Annotated in this window: 14 protein-coding genes; 12 read left to right on the forward strand and 2 right to left on the reverse strand. The window is 35.5% G+C overall.

Annotated elements, in window-relative coordinates; genetic code table 11:
• Positions 1-76: 76 nt before the first annotated feature.
• The 6 genes from AC2A07_RS14395 (at position 77) to pckA (ending at position 8974) form a co-directional block, all read left to right on the forward strand.
• On the forward strand, positions 77-2017 hold the full coding sequence (locus AC2A07_RS14395; protein ID WP_484050994.1) for a putative porin: 1941 nt from the start codon (positions 77-79) through the stop codon (positions 2015-2017).
• Between the two features lie 11 nt (positions 2018-2028).
• Positions 2029-3615 (forward strand): bacillithiol biosynthesis cysteine-adding enzyme BshC, encoded by a 1587-nt coding sequence (gene bshC / locus AC2A07_RS14400; protein WP_484050995.1) that lies wholly within the window; start codon positions 2029-2031, stop codon positions 3613-3615.
• Between the two features lie 73 nt (positions 3616-3688).
• Entirely contained in the window at positions 3689-5377 is a 1689-nt protein-coding gene (locus tag AC2A07_RS14405) for an amino acid ABC transporter substrate-binding protein (RefSeq protein ID WP_484050996.1), read from the forward strand.
• A 57-nt stretch (positions 5378-5434) separates the two neighbouring features.
• Positions 5435-6310: an ACP S-malonyltransferase gene (fabD, locus tag AC2A07_RS14410; protein WP_314493637.1), complete on the forward strand. Its 876-nt coding sequence runs from the start codon at positions 5435-5437 to the stop codon at positions 6308-6310.
• A 14-nt stretch (positions 6311-6324) separates the two neighbouring features.
• Positions 6325-7227 carry a GYDIA family GHMP kinase gene (locus tag AC2A07_RS14415; protein ID WP_484050997.1) on the forward strand — a complete coding sequence of 301 codons (903 nt, stop codon included), beginning with the start codon at positions 6325-6327 and terminating at the stop codon, positions 7225-7227.
• A gap of 130 nt (positions 7228-7357) precedes the next feature.
• Complete coding sequence (pckA, locus tag AC2A07_RS14420) at positions 7358-8974, forward strand: phosphoenolpyruvate carboxykinase (ATP) (RefSeq protein ID WP_484050998.1); 1617 nt, start codon at positions 7358-7360, stop codon at positions 8972-8974.
• Between the two features lie 140 nt (positions 8975-9114).
• Here the strand turns inward: pckA and AC2A07_RS14425 are convergent, their stop codons facing one another.
• Both AC2A07_RS14425 and AC2A07_RS14430 read right to left on the reverse strand, forming a co-directional pair.
• Entirely contained in the window at positions 9115-9522 is a 408-nt protein-coding gene (locus AC2A07_RS14425; protein WP_484050999.1) for a type II 3-dehydroquinate dehydratase, read from the reverse strand.
• A 9-nt stretch (positions 9523-9531) separates the two neighbouring features.
• Positions 9532-10524: a helix-turn-helix domain-containing protein gene (locus tag AC2A07_RS14430; RefSeq protein WP_484051000.1), complete on the reverse strand. Its 993-nt coding sequence runs from the start codon at positions 10522-10524 to the stop codon at positions 9532-9534.
• Positions 10525-10889: 365 nt separating this feature from the next.
• Here AC2A07_RS14430 and AC2A07_RS14435 point away from each other — a divergent pair, with 365 nt between their 5' ends.
• The 6 genes from AC2A07_RS14435 to AC2A07_RS14460 all read left to right on the forward strand — a co-directional run bounded on the left by AC2A07_RS14435 (position 10890) and on the right by AC2A07_RS14460 (position 19803).
• A complete protein-coding gene (locus tag AC2A07_RS14435; RefSeq protein ID WP_484051001.1) occupies positions 10890-12158 on the forward strand; it encodes a hypothetical protein in 1269 nt (422 codons plus the stop codon).
• 257 nt (positions 12159-12415) lie between these two features.
• On the forward strand, positions 12416-13717 hold the full coding sequence (locus tag AC2A07_RS14440; RefSeq protein ID WP_484051002.1) for a hypothetical protein: 1302 nt from the start codon (positions 12416-12418) through the stop codon (positions 13715-13717).
• Between the two features lie 862 nt (positions 13718-14579).
• Entirely contained in the window at positions 14580-15875 is a 1296-nt protein-coding gene (locus AC2A07_RS14445; protein WP_484051003.1) for a hypothetical protein, read from the forward strand.
• A 625-nt stretch (positions 15876-16500) separates the two neighbouring features.
• Positions 16501-16920: a Fur family transcriptional regulator gene (locus AC2A07_RS14450; RefSeq protein WP_484051004.1), complete on the forward strand. Its 420-nt coding sequence runs from the start codon at positions 16501-16503 to the stop codon at positions 16918-16920.
• A gap of 44 nt (positions 16921-16964) precedes the next feature.
• Complete coding sequence (locus tag AC2A07_RS14455) at positions 16965-18914, forward strand: heavy metal translocating P-type ATPase (RefSeq protein ID WP_484051005.1); 1950 nt, start codon at positions 16965-16967, stop codon at positions 18912-18914.
• 526 nt (positions 18915-19440) lie between these two features.
• Positions 19441-19803: a hypothetical protein gene (locus AC2A07_RS14460; protein WP_484051006.1), complete on the forward strand. Its 363-nt coding sequence runs from the start codon at positions 19441-19443 to the stop codon at positions 19801-19803.
• Positions 19804-19850 lie beyond the last annotated feature (47 nt).

Here is a 19850-nt window from a genome sequence, read left to right on the forward strand (position 1 = left end):
TTTTATTTCCTTTTATTTCCTATTTTTGCATTATAAAATCAAAGTAGAAAAATGGTTTTATGTAACTTAAAAATAAATGAAATATATTCTCCTTATCATACTTTTCTTTGGCTCCTTCTTCCAAGCTCAGGTTATCGTCAACAAGACAGACTCAAACAGACTGGATAAAAAGTTGTCAGACACCTTGGTTATAGATTCCGGAACTAAAGATTCCTTAAAAATATTTAAACCGACTATTCAGGATTATCAGTATCAGAACCAGTTTTCTGAGAAAAAAGTATTTGATACCGTGATGAGTTTTGATAAAACCAACGTCTTTTCACAATACAATAACCGGGATAATTTCGGGCGTGTTCAGTTTGCCAATATCGGTGCGGGATTCAATCCTTTGTCGTACGAAGTAAATGCCGAGCAAAACCTTTCTTTGTTGCCTTCCAATAAATCTTATGTGATTTTAGGTGTTAATGAAATCAAATATTATGATGTTAAGACTCCCACTGCGACTTTTATTTATCATAATGCAATGCGAAACGGTGCAGGACTGCAATCTACCTATACCCAGAATATTGGAAAGAGATTTAATTTTGCGATAGAGTATACCGGATTACGCTCTGAAGGAATGTACCGGAATTCTTTGGCTGCAAATAATAATACATTATTTTCAGGACATTATATTTCTAAAAGCGGGAATTACGAAATTTTCACACACTATCTTCATCAGAACGTCAATAATCAGGAGAATGGAGGGATCGTGGATGACGATCTGTTTCAGTCAGGATCAAGTAACATAAGCAATAAAAATAATGCGCAGGTGAATTTAGAGTCATCAAGTTCCCAGTATTCTTACAGGCGGTATTATTTAAGCCACCAGTTTACACCTTTTAATTCAGAAAAGTTCCCTTTCAGAATAAGACATACTTTATCAAATCAGGGCAACAAATACTACTATTTTCAGGATGGTTTGGAAAATTACTGGTATACCACGGCTGCACAGATTGTTACGGGATTCAGTCCCTCAACAAAAAAATATTCCAATAATCTTAGCAATACGGTAAGCTTGGTTTTTGATAATGAAAAGTTTAAATTAGATGCTGGAGTTCGCTACCAGATCATTAAATTTGGTCTGAATGAAATCAATTTACCTACGGTAGATGTTCCGGCTGAATTGAAAGAAAACAGATTAGGAGCAGTTGGCAATGTACAGGTCAAACTATTTGATAAGTTTCAGTTAAACTCATTTCTGGAAATTTCAAAAGGAAACCAATTTGGAAATTATCTTAAAACAACCAATAACGTAAAGTTTGAACCTGTAAAAGATTATTTTGTCAATGCAAAGTTCAACTTTCAAAGTGTTTACCCCTCATTCAACTATCTTGCAAATTCTTCTGTCTACCGAAGATTTAACTATTACCTGCAGGATGCAAAAAATCAGGTCATTACGGAAGTAGGAGGCAGCGTCAATTTAAAATGGTTTAAATCTGAAATTTTTGCCAATTATTTCAGAATAGATAATTATACCTATTTTGATTCAGGTGCTATATCCCGTCAAAGCGATAATTCTCTGAATATTTCGCAAATTGGAGGTGATGCGACTTTCAGCCTGAGAAAATTTCATTTGAATACAAGAGTTCAATTTCAGAGTGCTTTAACCAATAAGGATCTTTTACCAATGCCGTCATTTATCGGGAGAGCTAATTTTTTCTTCCAGTCAAAAATGTTTAAAAACGCAGCTGAACTTCAGGCAGGGATCAAAGTATATTATTTTTCAAAATTTGCATCAAGAGAATATTTTCCTGTACTTAACGAATATATTCTTTCCGGAGCTGATTCGTTTTCCATCGGAGGACAGCCAATTGCTGATCTGTATGTAAATTTTAAAGTAAAAAAGATGTTCTTTTTTATTGAAGGACAGCAAATCGGGACGACACTTTCACATAATAAAGCCTATGCTTTTCCACATTATCCGGTCTATGATTTCAGATTGAATATTGGGATCGTATGGTATTTATTCAACTAAAATTAATCAGGTTGAAAACAGTCAATAAAATTTTATTCAGCGATATCGAAAGCATACCTCAACTGGTCAAAGATTTTTTAAATCACAGGATTGAAGGTTTCGAAAATCATACTTTTTCGTTTGATCATTTTGCTCAGCAGATTCAATTGAAACATAAGGCTTTTGAAAATGGTCAGAGAGAAATAATTTATAATACTTTTACGGAACAGCTTTCAAAAATTCAACTTTCCCCAAAACAGGAAGAGAATATTAAAAGTCTGAAGTCACACAATACTTTTACCATTACAACCGGACACCAGCTGAATCTTTTTTCAGGGCCTGTTTTTTTTGTATATAAAATTTTGCAGACCATAAAAACCTGCACTCTGCTTAAAGAAAAATTTCCGGATTTTAATTTTGTCCCGGTTTATTGGATGGCATCCGAAGATCATGATTTTGCCGAGATCAGTCACTTTAAAACAGATAGCAGTTATTATGAGATTAATGGAAAATCAGGTGGGCCTGTCGGAAGGATCAGAATTAATGATACTTTTTTTATTTCTGAATTTGAAAACGAATTCAGGGATTCTATTTTTGGAACAGAGTTGATTTTGATGCTGAAAGAAGCATATAAAGTCGGAAATACCTTAACACAGGCTATTCAGCTGCTTGTAAACAGACTTTTTTCTGATTTTGGACTGCTGATTCTGGATGGGGATTCAATAACGTTGAAAAGGGAGGTTAAAGAGATATTCAGAGATGAATTGCTTAACCACAGCTTAAATAAAAGTTCCAGAGAAAAAGTTGATTTTTTAACAGAAAAATATGGTAAAGTTCAGGTCAATCCGAGAGAAATCAATTTGTTTTATCTTTCAGAAACACGTGATAGAATAGAATTCGACGGGAATAATTATATTATTGTTGATACGGATAAAAAATTCACCAGGGAAGAAATTTTGTCTGAACTCGAAAATTATCCTGAAAGATTCAGTCCCAATGCTCTTATGCGGCCGGTTTATCAGGAAAAGGTGCTTCCAAACCTTGCTTATATTGGGGGAAATGCAGAAATCATGTACTGGTTGGAATTAAAAGATTATTTTACTAAAGTCAGAATTCCCTTTCCCATTTTAATTCCCAGGAATTCAATGTTATTTATTAAAGAGAAAACTTTAGGTAAAATTGAAAAACTTGATTTAAAAATTGAAGACTTTTTCCAGAATTTCACAAAAATAACCAATACTAAAATTCTTAATAACAATAAGGTTCTAGAATCTTTGGAACGGCAGGAGAATCTGATCAGGCAGCATTTTTGTGAACTTGGATCATTAGCTGAAAGTACTGAAAAATCTTTTGGAAATATGGTGAAAGCAGAGGAGGTGCGTCAGCTGAAATCTTTTGCGAGACTTAAAAAAAGACTGCTTCACGCAGAAAAAATAAAACAGGGTGAATTATTGGAGCGTCTGGAGAAATTGTTTTTAGATGTACACCCTGCAAAAACATGGCAGGAGAGAATTTTTAATTTCAGTATATTTTTTGCTGATTCCGGTTATTCCTGGCTTGAAGCTGTTATTGAAGAAATGGAAGTGGAACAATCAAAACTAATAATTGTTGCCATTTAATTTTAAAGAAGTATTTTTGTACATTATAATATTGAAAATGATTAAGAGGTTTTTTTTACTATCTGGTTTATGTATGTTTCTGAGTATATCTGCACAGAAAACACATACGGTTATAAAAGGTGATAATCCTTATAATATTTCAAAAAAATATGGTATCACAATCGATGAACTGTTAAAGCTAAACCCAAAATTCAAAGACGGTAAGTTAGCCATCGGTGATGTACTGAATGTGAAAGCCGGAAATACAGCAGTTCCAAAAAGCGTGACAGCAATTGGTTCTTCACAAACCGGAAGAATTATTCTTCAGCCAAAACAGACCATTTACGGAATTACAAAACAATACAGGATTTCTGAAACAGATTTAAGGAAATTGAATCCTCAATTGGACGCAAACATGAAAATTGGCAATGAAATTATATTGCCGCTTGAGAGTATTAAAAAATATGGAGGCAGTGACGCTGTAATCGCATCGAATCAGCCGGTTGCAGTCCCTGTAGAAAATGTAACGTCAAATAATAATTCGAAAACAAAAATAGATTCCGGAAACGACAGGTCGTTATCTTCAAATTCTTCATCCGGTCAGGATGAATATGCGACCTATACGGTGGAGCAGGGAGACACTGTATTCTCAATCGTTAATAAATTCGGAGTCACAATCGATGAACTGATTGCATTGAATCCTGATTTATCAAGAGGTTTAAAAACCGGGATGATCCTCAAAATTAAAAAGCTAGATGCAGCTTATATCAAGAAAAACGGAGATGCACTCAGTGTAGTTTTGATGTTACCGTTCGGATACAGTACGAATGAAACTCAATACCGAGCAATGGCCATGGACTTTCTTACAGGTGCAAAATTGGCGATTGAAAGAAATGCTGGAAAAGGACAGAAATTAGATATCAAAATTGTTGACTCAGGAAATGAAGCTTCATTTAAAAGTTCTCTGACACAGATCAACCCTAATAATACAGATTTAATTATAGGCCCTTTCTTTAAGTCCAATGTAATTGATCTTTTAGATTTTACAAAAACACAGAAAATTCCAGTTGTGGCACCCTTTGCCAATTCTCCGGAATTATATAATTACAGCAATTTAATTATTGTTGAAACTAATGATCAGGCATATGCTGATAAAATTGTTGAGGAGGTAAAAACCGTGTATTCTGATCAGAAAATTTTTATCGTTGCAGATTCTAAAAAGGAAAATGCAGGCTACATGAAATCAAATCTTGAAAAATCTTTCAAAAATGCTCAGGTTAGTGTAGTAAATTCTGCTTCTGAAATCCAACTGGATCAAAATATGATGACAGGGCAGTCAGCTCCGGTAATCGCAATTTTGGCAAGTGACAATGACAGTGTCGGAGAGGCGTTCTCCGGAAAAATGATTTCACTTTCAAAAGAAGTTCAGGGAATGAAGGCTTTCAGTCTGTATTCTGTTCCGAGTTTTGAGAAAAAAGTAGATGAGCTGAGCCAGGCTAGTCTGGTCTATTTAATGGATAGAAAAATTAATGCAGAAGGAAATTTTGAAAAAGAAATTTTAGCTGCCTATAAAGCTAAATACTGCAAAGTTCCCGGTAAATATGCAGTGATTGGTTTTGATGTTGTCAATGATATGCTCACCAGAGAAAACAGAAAAGGAGAGATTTTCAAGCAGATGAATAAAGTACAGACTCAACTTGCTACAAAATTTGAATTTATAAAATCTAAAAGCAACGGAGCTTACGTCAATACTGGTTTCAGAGTCATTAGACTGGTTCCTTAAACAAAAAATAATCTACTTTTAAAAGTATATCTTTATATTAAATTTTTAAATCAATAAATGAAAGCACTTGTATTTCCTGGGCAGGGTTCACAGTTTGTGGGTATGGGAAAAGAATTATACGATTCCCGTAAAGACATCAAAGACTTGATGGAGTATGCCAATGAAATCTTAGGATTCGATATTATCTCCATTATGTTTAATGGTGAGGATGAAGACCTGAAAAAAACAGAAGTTACCCAGCCCTCTATATTTATCCACTCTGTAGCAGCTTTGAAAGCGGTGAACGGTCTTGGGGCTGAGATGGTTGCCGGGCACTCATTGGGAGAATTTTCAGCTTTGGTTGCCAACGGAGTTTTATCTTTTGATGACGGATTAAAATTGGTTTCTGAAAGAGCAAAAGCAATGCAGGCAGCCTGTGATGCTAATCCAAGTTCAATGGCAGCTATCTTAGGGCTCGAAGATGCTAAGGTAGAAGAAATCTGTGCAGCTATCAGCGGTATTGTTGTACCTGCCAATTATAACTGTCCTGGGCAGCTTGTCATCTCAGGTGAAACAGCAGCGGTGGAGGAAGCTTGTATAAAACTAAAAGAAGCAGGAGCAAAGAGAGCATTGTTGTTGCCGGTAAACGGAGCTTTCCATTCACCATTAATGCAGCCTGCTCAGGAAAGGCTGGCAGCAGCCATTGAGAAAACAAAATTCAGAAAAGCGACTATTCCTGTATATCAGAATATTACTACAACAGCTGTTACAGATCCAGATCAGATTAAGAATAATCTGATTAAGCAACTTACAGGCCCTGTGAAATGGACGCAGTCTGTAAAGAATATGATTAAAGACGGTGCCGCTAACTTTATAGAAGTAGGACCTGGAAAGACACTTCAGGGATTAATTAAAAAAATTGACAGCGGAGTTACATCAGCTTCTGCTATTTAAAAAAATAACGTATTATGGGCGAGATCTATTCACCGGGAAAGCTGATGCTTACTTCAGAATATTTCGCTATAGATGGAGCTCTTGTTCTGGCTGTACCTACAAAGCTGGGACAAGAGTTTTTTTTTGAAAAAAATGAAGATGGGAAATCTATTGTTTTGTGGGAAGCCTATCATCAAAATAAAATATGGTTAAAGGCAGTCATTAATTATAAAAACTGGCAGATCTTAGAAACCAATATCCCTTCAAGTGCGGAATTTATTCTCAAAGTTCTGAAAAACATTCAGAGTCTTTCTGAAATTCAGTTTCAGAATACACATACTTACCATTTAAAGACTAACCTGCAGTTTCCACCTGATTTTGGTTTAGGCAGCAGCTCAACATTGATGAATAATCTTGCCGAATGGTCAGCAATTGATCCTTTTCATTTGAACGCTGTCAGTTTGGGGGGAAGCGGATATGATATTGCCGTTGCAAAATCAAATTCTGCAGTACTTTACCAGAACAAGCCAAACATTTGTTTTGAAAAAGTTATTTTTAATCCAAGATTCAAAGACGATTTGATTTTCATTCATCTGAATCAAAAACAGGACAGTCGTCAGGGAATTCACCTTTATCAATCAAAAATAAAGTCTCAAGAATTAGTAGATGAGTTTTCTGATCTTACAAGAAAAATTTTAATATGTGATGAATTGGAAAAGTTTTCCGATTTAATGTTATTACATGAACAAAATATTTCCGATTTTATTGAAATTCCGACAGTTAAGTCCAAATTTTTTGCAGACTGCCCTACTTTTGTCAAAAGTTTAGGTGCCTGGGGTGGAGATTTTGTGATGAGTGCAAAATTTGAAGGCTTTAAGGACTATTTTTGGGGAAAAGGTTTCTCAACTGTTTTTACTTGGGGTGATTTAATTAATTGAAAATCATTATTTTATATATCTTATTTTTTATTTGTCGTTTTCGCTTATATGTTTATATTTATCCATGTTTAACAATTAGTTAATATGACTGATGTTAAATAAACAAAAAGAAAAAGAAAATATAAGTACAATGAAAAACGCTAAAATCATCCGGGATTTACAAAAATTGGGGATTAAAGGAGAGTATGAATTAAGTTATAATCCTTCGTATGAAGAGTTGTATCAATCTGAAATTTCACCCGAAAATCATGGTTTTGAAAAAGCTGAACTTACAGAATCAGGAGCAGTATCTGTAAAAACAGGAGTTTTCACAGGCCGTTCACCTAAAGACAGGTACATTGTTCAGGATGATGTTACAAGAGATACAATTTTCTGGGATGGCAAAGTTAATCTTCCGACTACTTCCGAAATTTTTAAATCCTGTAAAGATTTAGTCTTAACTCAACTTTCCGATGCCAAAAAAATCTATGTTGTCGATACATTTTGCGGTACAAATGAAGATACAAGACTCAAAGTTAGATTTATAGTTGAAGTTGCATGGCAGGCACATTTTGTAACAAATATGTTTATCCGTCCTTCTCACTTTGATCTGGAAAATTATGGCGAACCGGATTTCACAGTAATTAACGGTTCTAAAACAACAAATCCGAATTGGGAAGAGCAGGAATTAAATTCTGAGAATTTTGTCATGTTCAACCTTACTGAAAAACTGCAGATTATCGGTGGAACATGGTATGGTGGTGAAATGAAAAAGGGAATGTTTGCTATGATGAATTATTATTTGCCGCTCAAAGGGATGGCATCAATGCACTGTTCTGCAAATGTAGGGGAAGAAGGAGATGTAGCGTTATTCTTCGGCCTTTCGGGAACAGGAAAAACTACTTTATCAGCAGATCCCAAAAGGTATCTGATTGGTGATGATGAACATGGCTGGGATAATAACGGAGTATTTAATTATGAAGGCGGATGTTATGCTAAAGTAATTGATTTATCATCACAAAAAGAACCTGATATTTTCAGAGCAATTAAGAGAGATGCACTTCTTGAAAATGTTGTGGTGAATGATGGAATTGCAGATTATACTGATGGATCTATTACGGAAAATACGAGAGTTTCTTATCCGATATATCATATCAATAAAATTGTTTTGCCTTCAAAGGCTGGCCATGCCAGTAAGATCGTTTATCTTTCGGCAGATGCTTTCGGAGTTCTGCCTCCGGTTTCTGTTTTAGACGAAAATCAGGCTCAGTATCATTTTCTTTGCGGCTATACTTCGAAATTAGCCGGAACTGAAAGAGGAATCACAGAACCTGAACCTTCTTTTTCCCCCGCATTTGGCGAAGCATTCCTGACTTTACATCCTACCATGTATTCTAAAACACTCATTGGTAAAATGAAAGAACATGGAGCAAAAGCTTACCTGGTTAATACTGGCTGGAACGGAACAGGAAATAGGATTTCTCTGAAAGATACAAGAGCAATCATTGATGCGATCATCGATGGCTCAATCGAAAATGCAGATAAAACGATTATTCCTATCATGAATTTAGAAATTCCAACTGCACTGCCTAATGTTTCTGAAGGTATTTTAGATCCAAGAGATACATACAGTAATGTTGCAGAATGGGAAGAAAAAGCAAGAGATCTTGCTGCGAAATATATCAAAAACTTCGATCAGTACTGTGGTAATGAAGAAGCTAAAAAGCTGATTGCTTCTGGTCCTCAATTGCAGGAACAGACCATTTAGAAATAGTGAAGAGCCTTATCAAAATGATAAGGCTTTTTTCTAATGAACAACTAATTAAATATAGCAGGATCAGGCGTCACAGAGTATACAGAATTTCATTAGGTGTTTGGTATTATTTTTAAAAAACTGTATTTTTTCTGTTAGCTTAAACTCAAAATTGCCAGACGGTATCCTTCCATTCCAAATCCTGATAAGACAGCATCTGTACAGGCTGCGGTTACAGACTTCTGCCGGAATTCTTCTCTTTTATAAATATTACTGATATGAACTTCTAATTTTGGTTTGCTGATATTTTTTAAGCAGTCAGCAATAGCATAAGAATAGTGGGTAAAAGCTCCGGGGTTGATGACAAGAGCGTCAAAATCATCTTTTTGAATCCGGTCAATCAGCTCACCTTCAATATTTGACTGGTAATATTTCAGCTCGTGGAAAGAAAACTCAGATTTTAATTTTTCTAAATAATTTTCCATAGAAACTGTACCATATATCTCAGGTTCTCTTGTTCCTAAAAGATTGAGATTCGGGCCATTGATAATAAGAACTTTCATGACAATAATTTATTTAAAGATACTGTTTTCACCGTTAGTTTTTTTATTCTTCTGAAGATATTCTGAAGGTGTGGTTCCTTCAATTTGTTTGAAAACCCGATTAAATGTTGACTGATTTGAAAATCCGGCTTCACTGTATACGTACATGAGTGTAGTTTTTTGAAAGTCGACTTCTGTAAACAGTTCTTTTACATAATTGATCCTGTAGCTATTCAGGTAGCTACTAAAATTAGGGTATCCTTTATAGCGTATTGCTTTAGAAATATAACTGCTGTTGGTACCTATTGCAACGCTTAATGAAGAAAGATTGAATTTGACGTCTTTGTAAGGTCTGTTTTCTAATATAAATGTCTCAATTCTAAAAAATAGCTTTTCGATTCCTTCTATATCAATATCATTTTCTTCTGAGTCATCGGGAGATTCCTGTTTTTTACTTTTTTCGACAAATCTTTCTTTTTTTGCGAGCTCCAGCAGTATTTCCTTCTTTTTGATCTTATCCTTATAATAGATGAGCAAAGTAATAACCAATATGTTTGATAGAATAAGCAGGGTGTCTGTAAGCATCACTTCTTTTTGGCTGTGCGCCGGGAAATCGAATGAAATGTTTTCTGCAAAAATAGATCCAAGGATAATAATCAGTAAAGTATATAAAGAGTAAAGGACAACTTCTTTTTTGGTGAAAAAGATATAAGCTGCAAGGGGGATGGGCAAAAGCCAGCAGAATCCTGCTACGGAAATATCCCAGAAGGAGAGTATTATATAAAAATTAAACAGAGGTGCTGTTATTAGGTACGAGTGTAGGATCACATTTAAAGAGAATCTTTTCCTCATAAGTATATAACTGTAGAAGATAAAAACAACACCGCCTGACAGGTAATAAGCGATTACATGATTAGGAATGAAAAAAGTATAAATGATAACATATATTATTAGAATAATAAGCATTAGAATGATATACTTATCTAATAATTCCTGTTTTAATTTTTTTATCTGTGTGTTCATTTGATGTTTTGAGGCATTTTATTTCAGAGAAAAAAATGATTTTTAGAAAAATGATTGATTTAAATGTTTAATTTTTAACACGATATATAGAATTGAATCATTTTAAATATTTTCATTTATTAAGCTCTTTTTTTGATTTATCATTACAAATATCTTTGCGGAAGATTTTTAACGTAAAATCTTTTACCCAATATTTTTACAGAACATCAAAAAATATGATTCTGTAAATTATCAAATTTAGAAATAAATCCACGTAACAAAATTATTGAAAAAATATAAAAGTGATAAAGATTACACTGTAATTTGTTATAAAAAATATCCGAAAATGAATTTATATGATTTAAAATTTTAAAAAAACATTATTTATGAAAAAAATTATTTTACTGATTTTAATTGGTTATTTTATTTTAGGACAATCCCAGGTAGGGATAGGTACTATCAATCCTAAAGGTGCATTTCATGTAGATGGCTCTAAAGACAATGTTAATACAGGAAACCCCACAGCAGCACAGCAGTCAAATGATTTTATTGTGACTTCTTTAGGAAATGTGGGAATAGGGACTGCTTTTCCGAATTCATCTGCAATTCTTGATATTAATGTAGACGGATTGGCTTCCGGCAGCAAAAAAGGCTTTCTCGGACCAAAAGTAGCATTAACTTCCCAAAGTGATCAGGTGACCATCCCGTCACCAGCCACGGGATTGCTGGTTTATAATTTAGGAACGGGTGGAATGTTGTATAATGGTTATGTATTCTGGAATGGAACAGAATGGCGCACCTTTAATAACGGATCGCTTGCTCCCGGAACAGTGGGGACTATTACGTGCAACGGGATTACCCTTTCTCCCAGCACTTATACTTCCGGAACTCCTTACACAGGAACGATGAATGTTCCTTATACAGGTGGAAACGGTGGGATTTACCCTGCGCAGAGCATTGGTCCAGTCAATGGTCTTACAGCTACTTTGTCAGCAGGGAATTTTAATTCAGGTTCAGGAACCTTAAGCTATGCGATATCCGGAACCCCTACGGTGACAAGTCCTATTTCAACAACACTTTCTCTGAATATTGGGGGGCATACGTGTAGTGCAGCGATAGGATCAGGTGATGGAATAGCTCCCGGAGATTTGTTATATTATCATTCTTCAATCCCTCGTCAGACTACTTCATTCCTTTTAAGTCAATATCTGCCAAACCTTCCTGTTTTGGATAATATATTTAGAGTTGATGCTTATATTACAGCACCAAGAGTGTTTGATGGAACGGCAACAACTACCAATATGGATCCACGTCTTTATAATGTATCATCTTCGGCAGCTAAAGTCTGGGTTTCAGAGGTGTCAACCCATACGGGAGATTCACGTGGATCAAACCTATTAATTTTACCAAATAATTATGCGCAGTTTGATGATGGAGTTTATCTCACTCCGGTATCAAATGAAACGGTAACTTTTGATGTTACTACAATAGATAATAAATGGTATAGAGTGTATTATGTACTTCGGGTTGATAATAAATCCTATACTCCGCGTACAACCGGTGCAAATACAACCGGAAATGGAAGTCCTACCTCAGATTCTTCTACAGCTGATAATACATTAGAAGTTTATACTTCTGTCCAGCGATTATATTAATGGGTTCGAGTAACTCTCATTTTTCTACCTGAATAATACTAATTAGGAGTATAGATAATGCCTTATTCTAATAAGGATAATAATATAATCTGGAATTCATCTTAAACTTATCTTGATATGCATTCTTTAGGAGTACAGTTTAATATAGATAAGCAATTCTCATTTCCAGACTTTGTTAATGTTTAGCAAGTACTGTGATTTTTAGTAATGACAAATTACTTCTACTTTTAATACCAACTTTGAAAAAAACATTATTTATGAAAAAAATTATTTTACTGGTTTCAATTGGCTCTTTTATATCCGGGTATTCTCAGGTGGGGGTCAATACATCAAATCCAAGGGGAATATTTCATGTAGATGGTTCTAAAGACAATGTTGATACAGGAAATCCCACGGCAGCACAGCAGGCTAACGATTTTATTGTGACTGCCTCTGATAGTGTCGGTGTTGGAACTGCTGTTCCGAATGCATCTGCAATTCTTGATATTAATGTAGACGGACTGGCTTCCGGCAGCAAAAAGGGCTTTCTCGGACCAAAAGTAGCATTAACTTCCCAAAGTGATCAGGTGACCATCCCGTCACCAGCCACGGGATTGCTGGTTTATAATTTAGGAACCGGAGGATTGGTGTATAACGGTTATGTATTCTGGAATGGAACAGAATGGCGCACCTTTAATAACGGATCGCTTGCTCCCGGAACAGTGGGGACTATTACGTGCAACGGGATTACCCTTTCGCCCAGCACATATACTTCCGGAACTCCTTACACAGGAACAATGAATGTTCCTTATACAGGTGGAAACGGTGGGATTTACCCTGCGCAGAGCATTGGTCCAGTCAATGGTCTTACAGCTACTTTGTCAGCAGGGAATTTTAATTCAGGCTCGGGAACCCTGAGTTATACTGTTTCAGGAACACCCACAATAACCAGTCCTCTATCAAGTATACTTTCTCTAAATATCGGAGGTAAAACCTGTGATGCCACAATCGGAGTAGGTGATGGGCTGGCTCCCGGTGAGCTTGTATTCTATAAAGCCAGCATGCCATCTACTCCCGCAGGAGTATGGTTAAGTGCTTACCAGTCAGATCTTCCTGTTTTAGGTGGTAAATTAAGACTTGATGCCTATTTTAGCAGTAATTCAAGTGTGTCTCCTGGTATGGGTGGCGTTACAATGTATCCAAGATTGGTAAATATCACTTCTTCTCCTGTAAAAATCTGGTTTAGTGCTATTACAACGGTAGATAGAAGAAATGCAGGGAATTATTTGCTTGCTCCCAGTACATCTACAGGTTCAGGAACTTCTCTTTCTCCTTCGGCTTATGTAGATTTAGATAATGGGATTTACTATAATTGGGGATTTAATGATAGAGAAGGAGTATCAACACCACGGATCTCAGGCAGTGGCGGAACCAATCATCAGGAAGTTCTTACTATGGATCTTGCATTAGATAATGAATGGTACAGAGTTTACTATTTTCCTATTGTTGATAATAAAAATACAGTTTCAACAGCTGATGACACCAGAGAAATATATCTTTCCATTCAAAGGTTATATTAGTCGTCTATATAGTAATAAAAAAGCAGTCTTTTTTAGACTGCTTTTTTTATATCGTAATATTAACTCCCAGGTGAATTTATTTAAACATTTTTACAGGTAATCCGAATAAAATCATTGCTGAACAATCTGTCGAATGGTTTATTATTATGTTACCAGATTTCGGTTTCAAATATATCAGCAGCTACACTTATTAAATGCTCGCAAAGACCCTCTCAAACTCCGATATTTGTGAAGGGAATAGCAGAGAAGATGGTACAGGGATTTGTACATTGACTGAATAGTAAGTTAAATTTCATGTGTCAGATCTTATTATATATGAATTAGTCTTTAGTGTTCTTAAGAACTTCTACAACTGGTAACAAATTAGATGTCTTTGCCCTGCTCTCTGTTCGTAATCATTTAATTAAGATGATAATAAGAACATCCTTTTAAGGTTGCTTAAATTTTCTTTTAAGTTTTTCTACCATTTAATGTACTTCAGATCTGCTGTCATTAATAGGATCGCAGATAATTTTTACATATAGAATATACTTATAAATTGCAGGATCATATGAAACAAATATAAATATTACATTTTTATCAAATATTTTGTTTTATAATTTTTCATTTTTCAATAAATTTGTTTTATTATTTAAATTTTTAAAGATGTAAATAAATTATTTTACATATAATGACTTGTCTAATTATTTGATATTTAGTATTTTATAAAAGGTTAAGTCATTTTCGTTATTATCATTTATTAATATGTTTTTTATCGTTATAATTAAAAATAATTTTGCAAATCACTTTTTATGTTTTGAATTTAATAGTTACTTATTGATTAAGTTTATTCTTTTCAGCATTAATCTTAAAAAAAATATTTATGAAAAAAATTATTTTACTGGTTTCAATTGGCTCTTTTATATCCGGGTATTCTCAGGTGGGGGTCAATACATCAAATCCAAGGGGAATATTTCATGTAGATGGTTCTAAAGACAATGTTGATACAGGAAATCCCACGGCAGCACAGCAGGCTAACGATTTTATTGTGACTGCCTCTGGTAGTGTCGGTGTTGGAACTGCTGTTCCGAATGCATCTGCAATTCTTGACATTAATGTAGACGGATTGGCTTCCGGCAGCAAAAAGGGCTTTCTCGGACCAAAAGTAGCATTAACTTCCCAAAGTGATCAGGTGACCATCCCTTCACCAGCCACGGGATTGCTGGTTTATAATTTAGGAACCGGAGGATTGGTGTATAACGGTTATGTATTCTGGAATGGAACAGAATGGCGCACCTTTAATAACGGATCGCTTGCTCCCGGAACAGTGGGGACTATTACGTGCAACGGGATTACCCTTTCGCCCAGCACATATACTTCCGGAACTCCTTACACAGGAACAATGAATGTTCCTTATACAGGTGGAAACGGTGGGATTTACCCTGCGCAGAGCATTGGTCCAGTCAATGGTCTTACAGCTACTTTGTCAGCAGGGAATTTCAATTCAGGTTCGGGAACATTAAGCTACACGGTATCGGGAACACCTACAGTAACAAGTCCCGTCGTAACTACATTTTCTGTCAATATTGGTGGTCAGACCTGTAGCGCAGATATTGGTGCGGGTGATGGCCTGGCTCCTGGTGATCTTGTATTCTACAAAGCCAGCATGCCATCTACTATCGCAGGAGTATGGCTAAGTGCTTATCGTTCGGATCTTCCTGTTTTAGGAGGTAAATTAAGGCTTGATGCTTATTTCAATGCAAATTCAAGTGTGGGAAATGGTGCAGTAACTATGTATCCGAGATTGGTAAATACCTCTGCTTCTCCGGTTAAAATCTGGTTCAGTGCTTTAACGACAGTAGACCGATTCAATGCAGGAAACTATTTGCTTGCTCCCAGTACTTCTACAGGATCAGGAACTTCGCTTGCTCCTTCTGCTTATGTAGAATTGGATAACGGTATTTATTATAACTTAGGATTTAATGATCTGGAGGGAACGACAACACCAAGAGTTACAGGAAGTGGTGCAGGGGCTAACCAGGAAGTGCTTACTATGGATCTTTCATTGGATGATAAATGGTACAGAGTTTATTATTTTCCCATTGTTGATAATAAAAATACGTCTTCAACAGCTGATGATACCAGAGAAATATATCTCTCTATTCAGAGGTTATATTAATATTCTATTAAATATTCAGGAAAGGAGTAGCCGTTGTATGGCCACTCCTTTTTGTTTTTAATGTGCCTGATTAAGTAAATCTTCAGTTTTTTTTACTGATTGATATAATTTCGGGAGATACTGTTAAGCGTTATGAGGTAAAAAAAAATGTTTCTACACCTTTTGATTTTAATCATTATGCTAGAAGCAATTTTATTAAAATCACTTAATGTAAGATCGTCCACAGTATATTACGCAAAAAAATTATTGTTGTCTACATAAGAATTCATTGGCTTCCTACGCAAAATTACAGCAGGTGTCGAATTATTTCTGTCGACCGGACGCAGGGACTGCATGCTCTACTGATATTTAAACTTTGCAATAGCATTGCAGAACTTTTTATTATTAGGTTTGTCTCTAAGATTGATATAATGCATCAGGGTTTTAAGTTTATCATGAAAAAAATCATAAAATGAAAACTGAAAAACAGTATAATGTAAATCTTAAACCATTAACTTTGAGAGAGGATGTAGTTTTACTACTTCTTAGCTGATAGGATTTTGGAAAAGTAACAGGTAAAGCGAGCATTCTTTTAAGCTGAAATTAACGAATCAAAGAAATAATAAATCGGTCAATTCAATAAATCATGAAAAAAGATATCGAACATACATTAACAGATAAAAATACAAGACCTACAAGCATGAGGATTTTGATCTATGACCTTTTAAGCTCACAGCAGTCTGCAGTGTCTTTATCAGAGATCGAAAATTATTTCCGGAATGCTGACCGGACTACTATTTACCGGACTTTAAAAACATTCGAAGAGAAAGGCATTGTTCACAGTATTCAGGAAAATAACACAACAAAATACACGCTTTGTAATGATGGATGTACTGAAAATACCCATAAAGACCGGCATCTTCATTTTTACTGCAAAATATGCAAACAGACGACGTGCAAAGAAGAGATATCTTTTCCTGAAAATATCAGAACTGATTTCAGAATTGATGAAATAAGACTCTTTGCCAAAGGTGTCTGTGAAAATTGTCTTGAAGGTTTGCAATAGTGTTGCATCCACTATAACATTACATTTGCTTCAAATAATTTACTATGGAAGACTGTTGCAGTACACAACCAAAAAAAGAACATAATCATGAAGATCAGGATCATGACCACTCTCATGAAATTCAGGATCAATCGACAGTTCAGCTTTTTTTACCTGCAATTTTATCGTTTGTTTTGCTTCTAACAGGGATTTCGTTCGATCATTTTATTGAAAACAACTGGTTTTCGGGATGGGTGCGTATGGTGTGGTATTTAACAGCATATATCCCGGTGGGAGTTCCTGTGCTGAAGGAAGCGTATGGGAGCATCATTCACGGTGAAGTATTTTCAGAGTTTTTCCTGATGGGAATTGCTACAGTCGGTGCTTTTGCTATCGGTGAATATCCGGAAGGTGTTGCAGTAATGCTTTTTTATTCTGTAGGTGAGGTTTTTCAGGCAATAGCGGTAACCAGAGCCAGATCAAATATCAAATCTCTTCTCGACCAGCGTCCGGACGAGGTGACGGTCATCGAAAATGATCAACCAAAAGTTGTAAAAGCGGAAAAAGTAAATATTGGAGATATCATCCGATTAAAATCAGGTGAAAAATTAGGATTGGACGGAGTACTGATTTCTGAAAAGGCTTCCTTTAATACTGCTGCACTGACAGGTGAAAGCAAACCTGACACAAAGACAGAAGGAGAAACTGTTTTAGCAGGAATGATTAATCTGAATACAGTAAGCCGTATAAAAGTGACAGCTGCTTACCAGGACAGTAAGCTGAGCAAAATCCTGGAAATAGTTCAGAATGCGACCTCCCAGAAAGCACCTACAGAATTGTTTATCAGAAAATTCGCAAAAATTTATACTCCCATTGTGGTTTTCCTTGCTGTTGGAATCACCTTTTTACCGTACTTTTTTGCTGCCGATTATCAGTTTAAAGACTGGCTGTATAAAGCATTGGTTTTCCTGGTAATCTCCTGTCCATGTGCTTTGGTGATTTCTATTCCCTTAGGATATTTCGGCGGAATCGGAGCAGGTAGCAGAAATGGTATTTTAATCAAGGGAAGCAACTTTCTTGATATTCTTGCCAGTATTCAGAATGTAGTGGTTGACAAAACCGGAACCATGACTGAGGGCGTTTTCAAAGTGCAGGAAGTTCATTTTGCTCAGGACTTTGCTCAGAATCAGATTTTACAGTGGGTCAATGCGCTTGAAAGCCAGAGTACCCATCCTGTCGCCACAGCGATTCATCAGTTTGTGGGTGAAATTGATCATTCCATTCAGTTGAAAAATGTACAAGAAATTGCTGGGCATGGTCTCAAAGCATCAGTAGAAGGAAAAGAATTACTGGTAGGTAATTTTAAACTTATGGACAGGTTTAAAATCGATTATGAATTCAAGTCGGGAAATGATATTTATACTTTGATTGCCATTGCTTACGGACAAAAGTTTGTAGGATATCTTACCATTTCGGATTCTGTCAAGCATGATGCAAAAATCACGATCGACAGATTAAAATCATTAGGGGTGAAAACAACCATGTTAAGTGGTGACAAGAATTCAGTAGTTCAATCGGTAGCCCGTCAGTTGGGAATAGAAAATGCTTACGGTGATCTGCTTCCTGAGGATAAAGTAAATAAAGTTAAAGAGATCAAAGCTGAAAATCAAACAGTGGCTTTTGTCGGGGATGGAGTCAATGATGCACCCGTTGTCGCGTTAAGTGATGTAGGAATTGCCATGGGCGGACTGGGAAGTGATGCTACAATAGAGACTGCAGATATTGTTATTCAGGATGACCGGCCAGGTAAAATTCCAATGGCGATCAATATCGGAAAGCAGACAAAAAAAATAGTCTGGCAGAATATTACGCTGGCATTTGCAGTGAAAGCAATTGTTCTTGTCCTGGGAGCAGGAGGTTTGGCAACTATGTGGGAGGCGGTATTTGCTGACGTCGGCGTTGCTTTATTAGCTATATTAAATGCAGTAAGAATTCAAAGAATGAAATTTGATTAGAAAATAAAAAATGAATGTCGTCATTGAATTTAATTCTAAAACGGGGTAACAAAAGGGCTTCAGTCCGTTTAATACAGTAAGAATAGCTTATTTGGACTTAGCTGGAACTTAATAAGAGGCCCTGTAAAACGCAAAGCTAAATAAAAATATGAATCATATGGTTTTAAAATATTTAGCATAGTCGAAGGTTTGAAACTCATCAAGATAATACAAGATTCTTGTATTACTTTGATGAACGAAGTGGCATTGTTTAACCTGAAAGCGTTTCAAAAATCAGTATATCTTTGTTTTTCTTTGCGATAAAACAACATTGTTTTGAAAATCAATTATCTAAGAAATGGTTATCCCGAACTCACGATAAAAATTTTATTTTCAGACATCTGTATAATTCTATGAGATGTTTTTAACATCACTTTTACCGAAAAATTTTTTCGTATAACAATCTTTACCACGCAAAACTGACTTTCATCATAAAATAATGCGGAAACAGAATTTGTACACTATATTTGCACTAAAGATTCAATACTTGAAGTTTCTGCTTGCCTTTTTCATGATTTTTACCATTGCAATTCGTCCTGTTTTGCCACTGGTCAATTATGCAGTCAACTATGAGTATATTGTGAAAAATCTTTGCGAGAACAGAAAGATCATTGATTCCGGCTGTAAAGGAAAATGTTTTGTCAAAAAAGAACTGGCAAAAACAGAAAATCAGTCCGGAAATAATCAAAACATTAAAATTGCGGGCATTGATGTTTTTTTATCAAATGAAATTTTTTCTTTTGTAGACATTTCGATAACAGATTCTCAGTCAGAGAAAACTGATTCAAACCGAAGTGATTTTCATTCTTCGGAATATTTTTCCAGGATATTTCATCCTCCTCTGGCGTAATTTTTTCGGTAAACTAATTTTTCCAGTTCATTTAATTTTTGTTGAGT

Source organism: Chryseobacterium sp. HNCC26DJ238, from assembly GCF_057180465.1.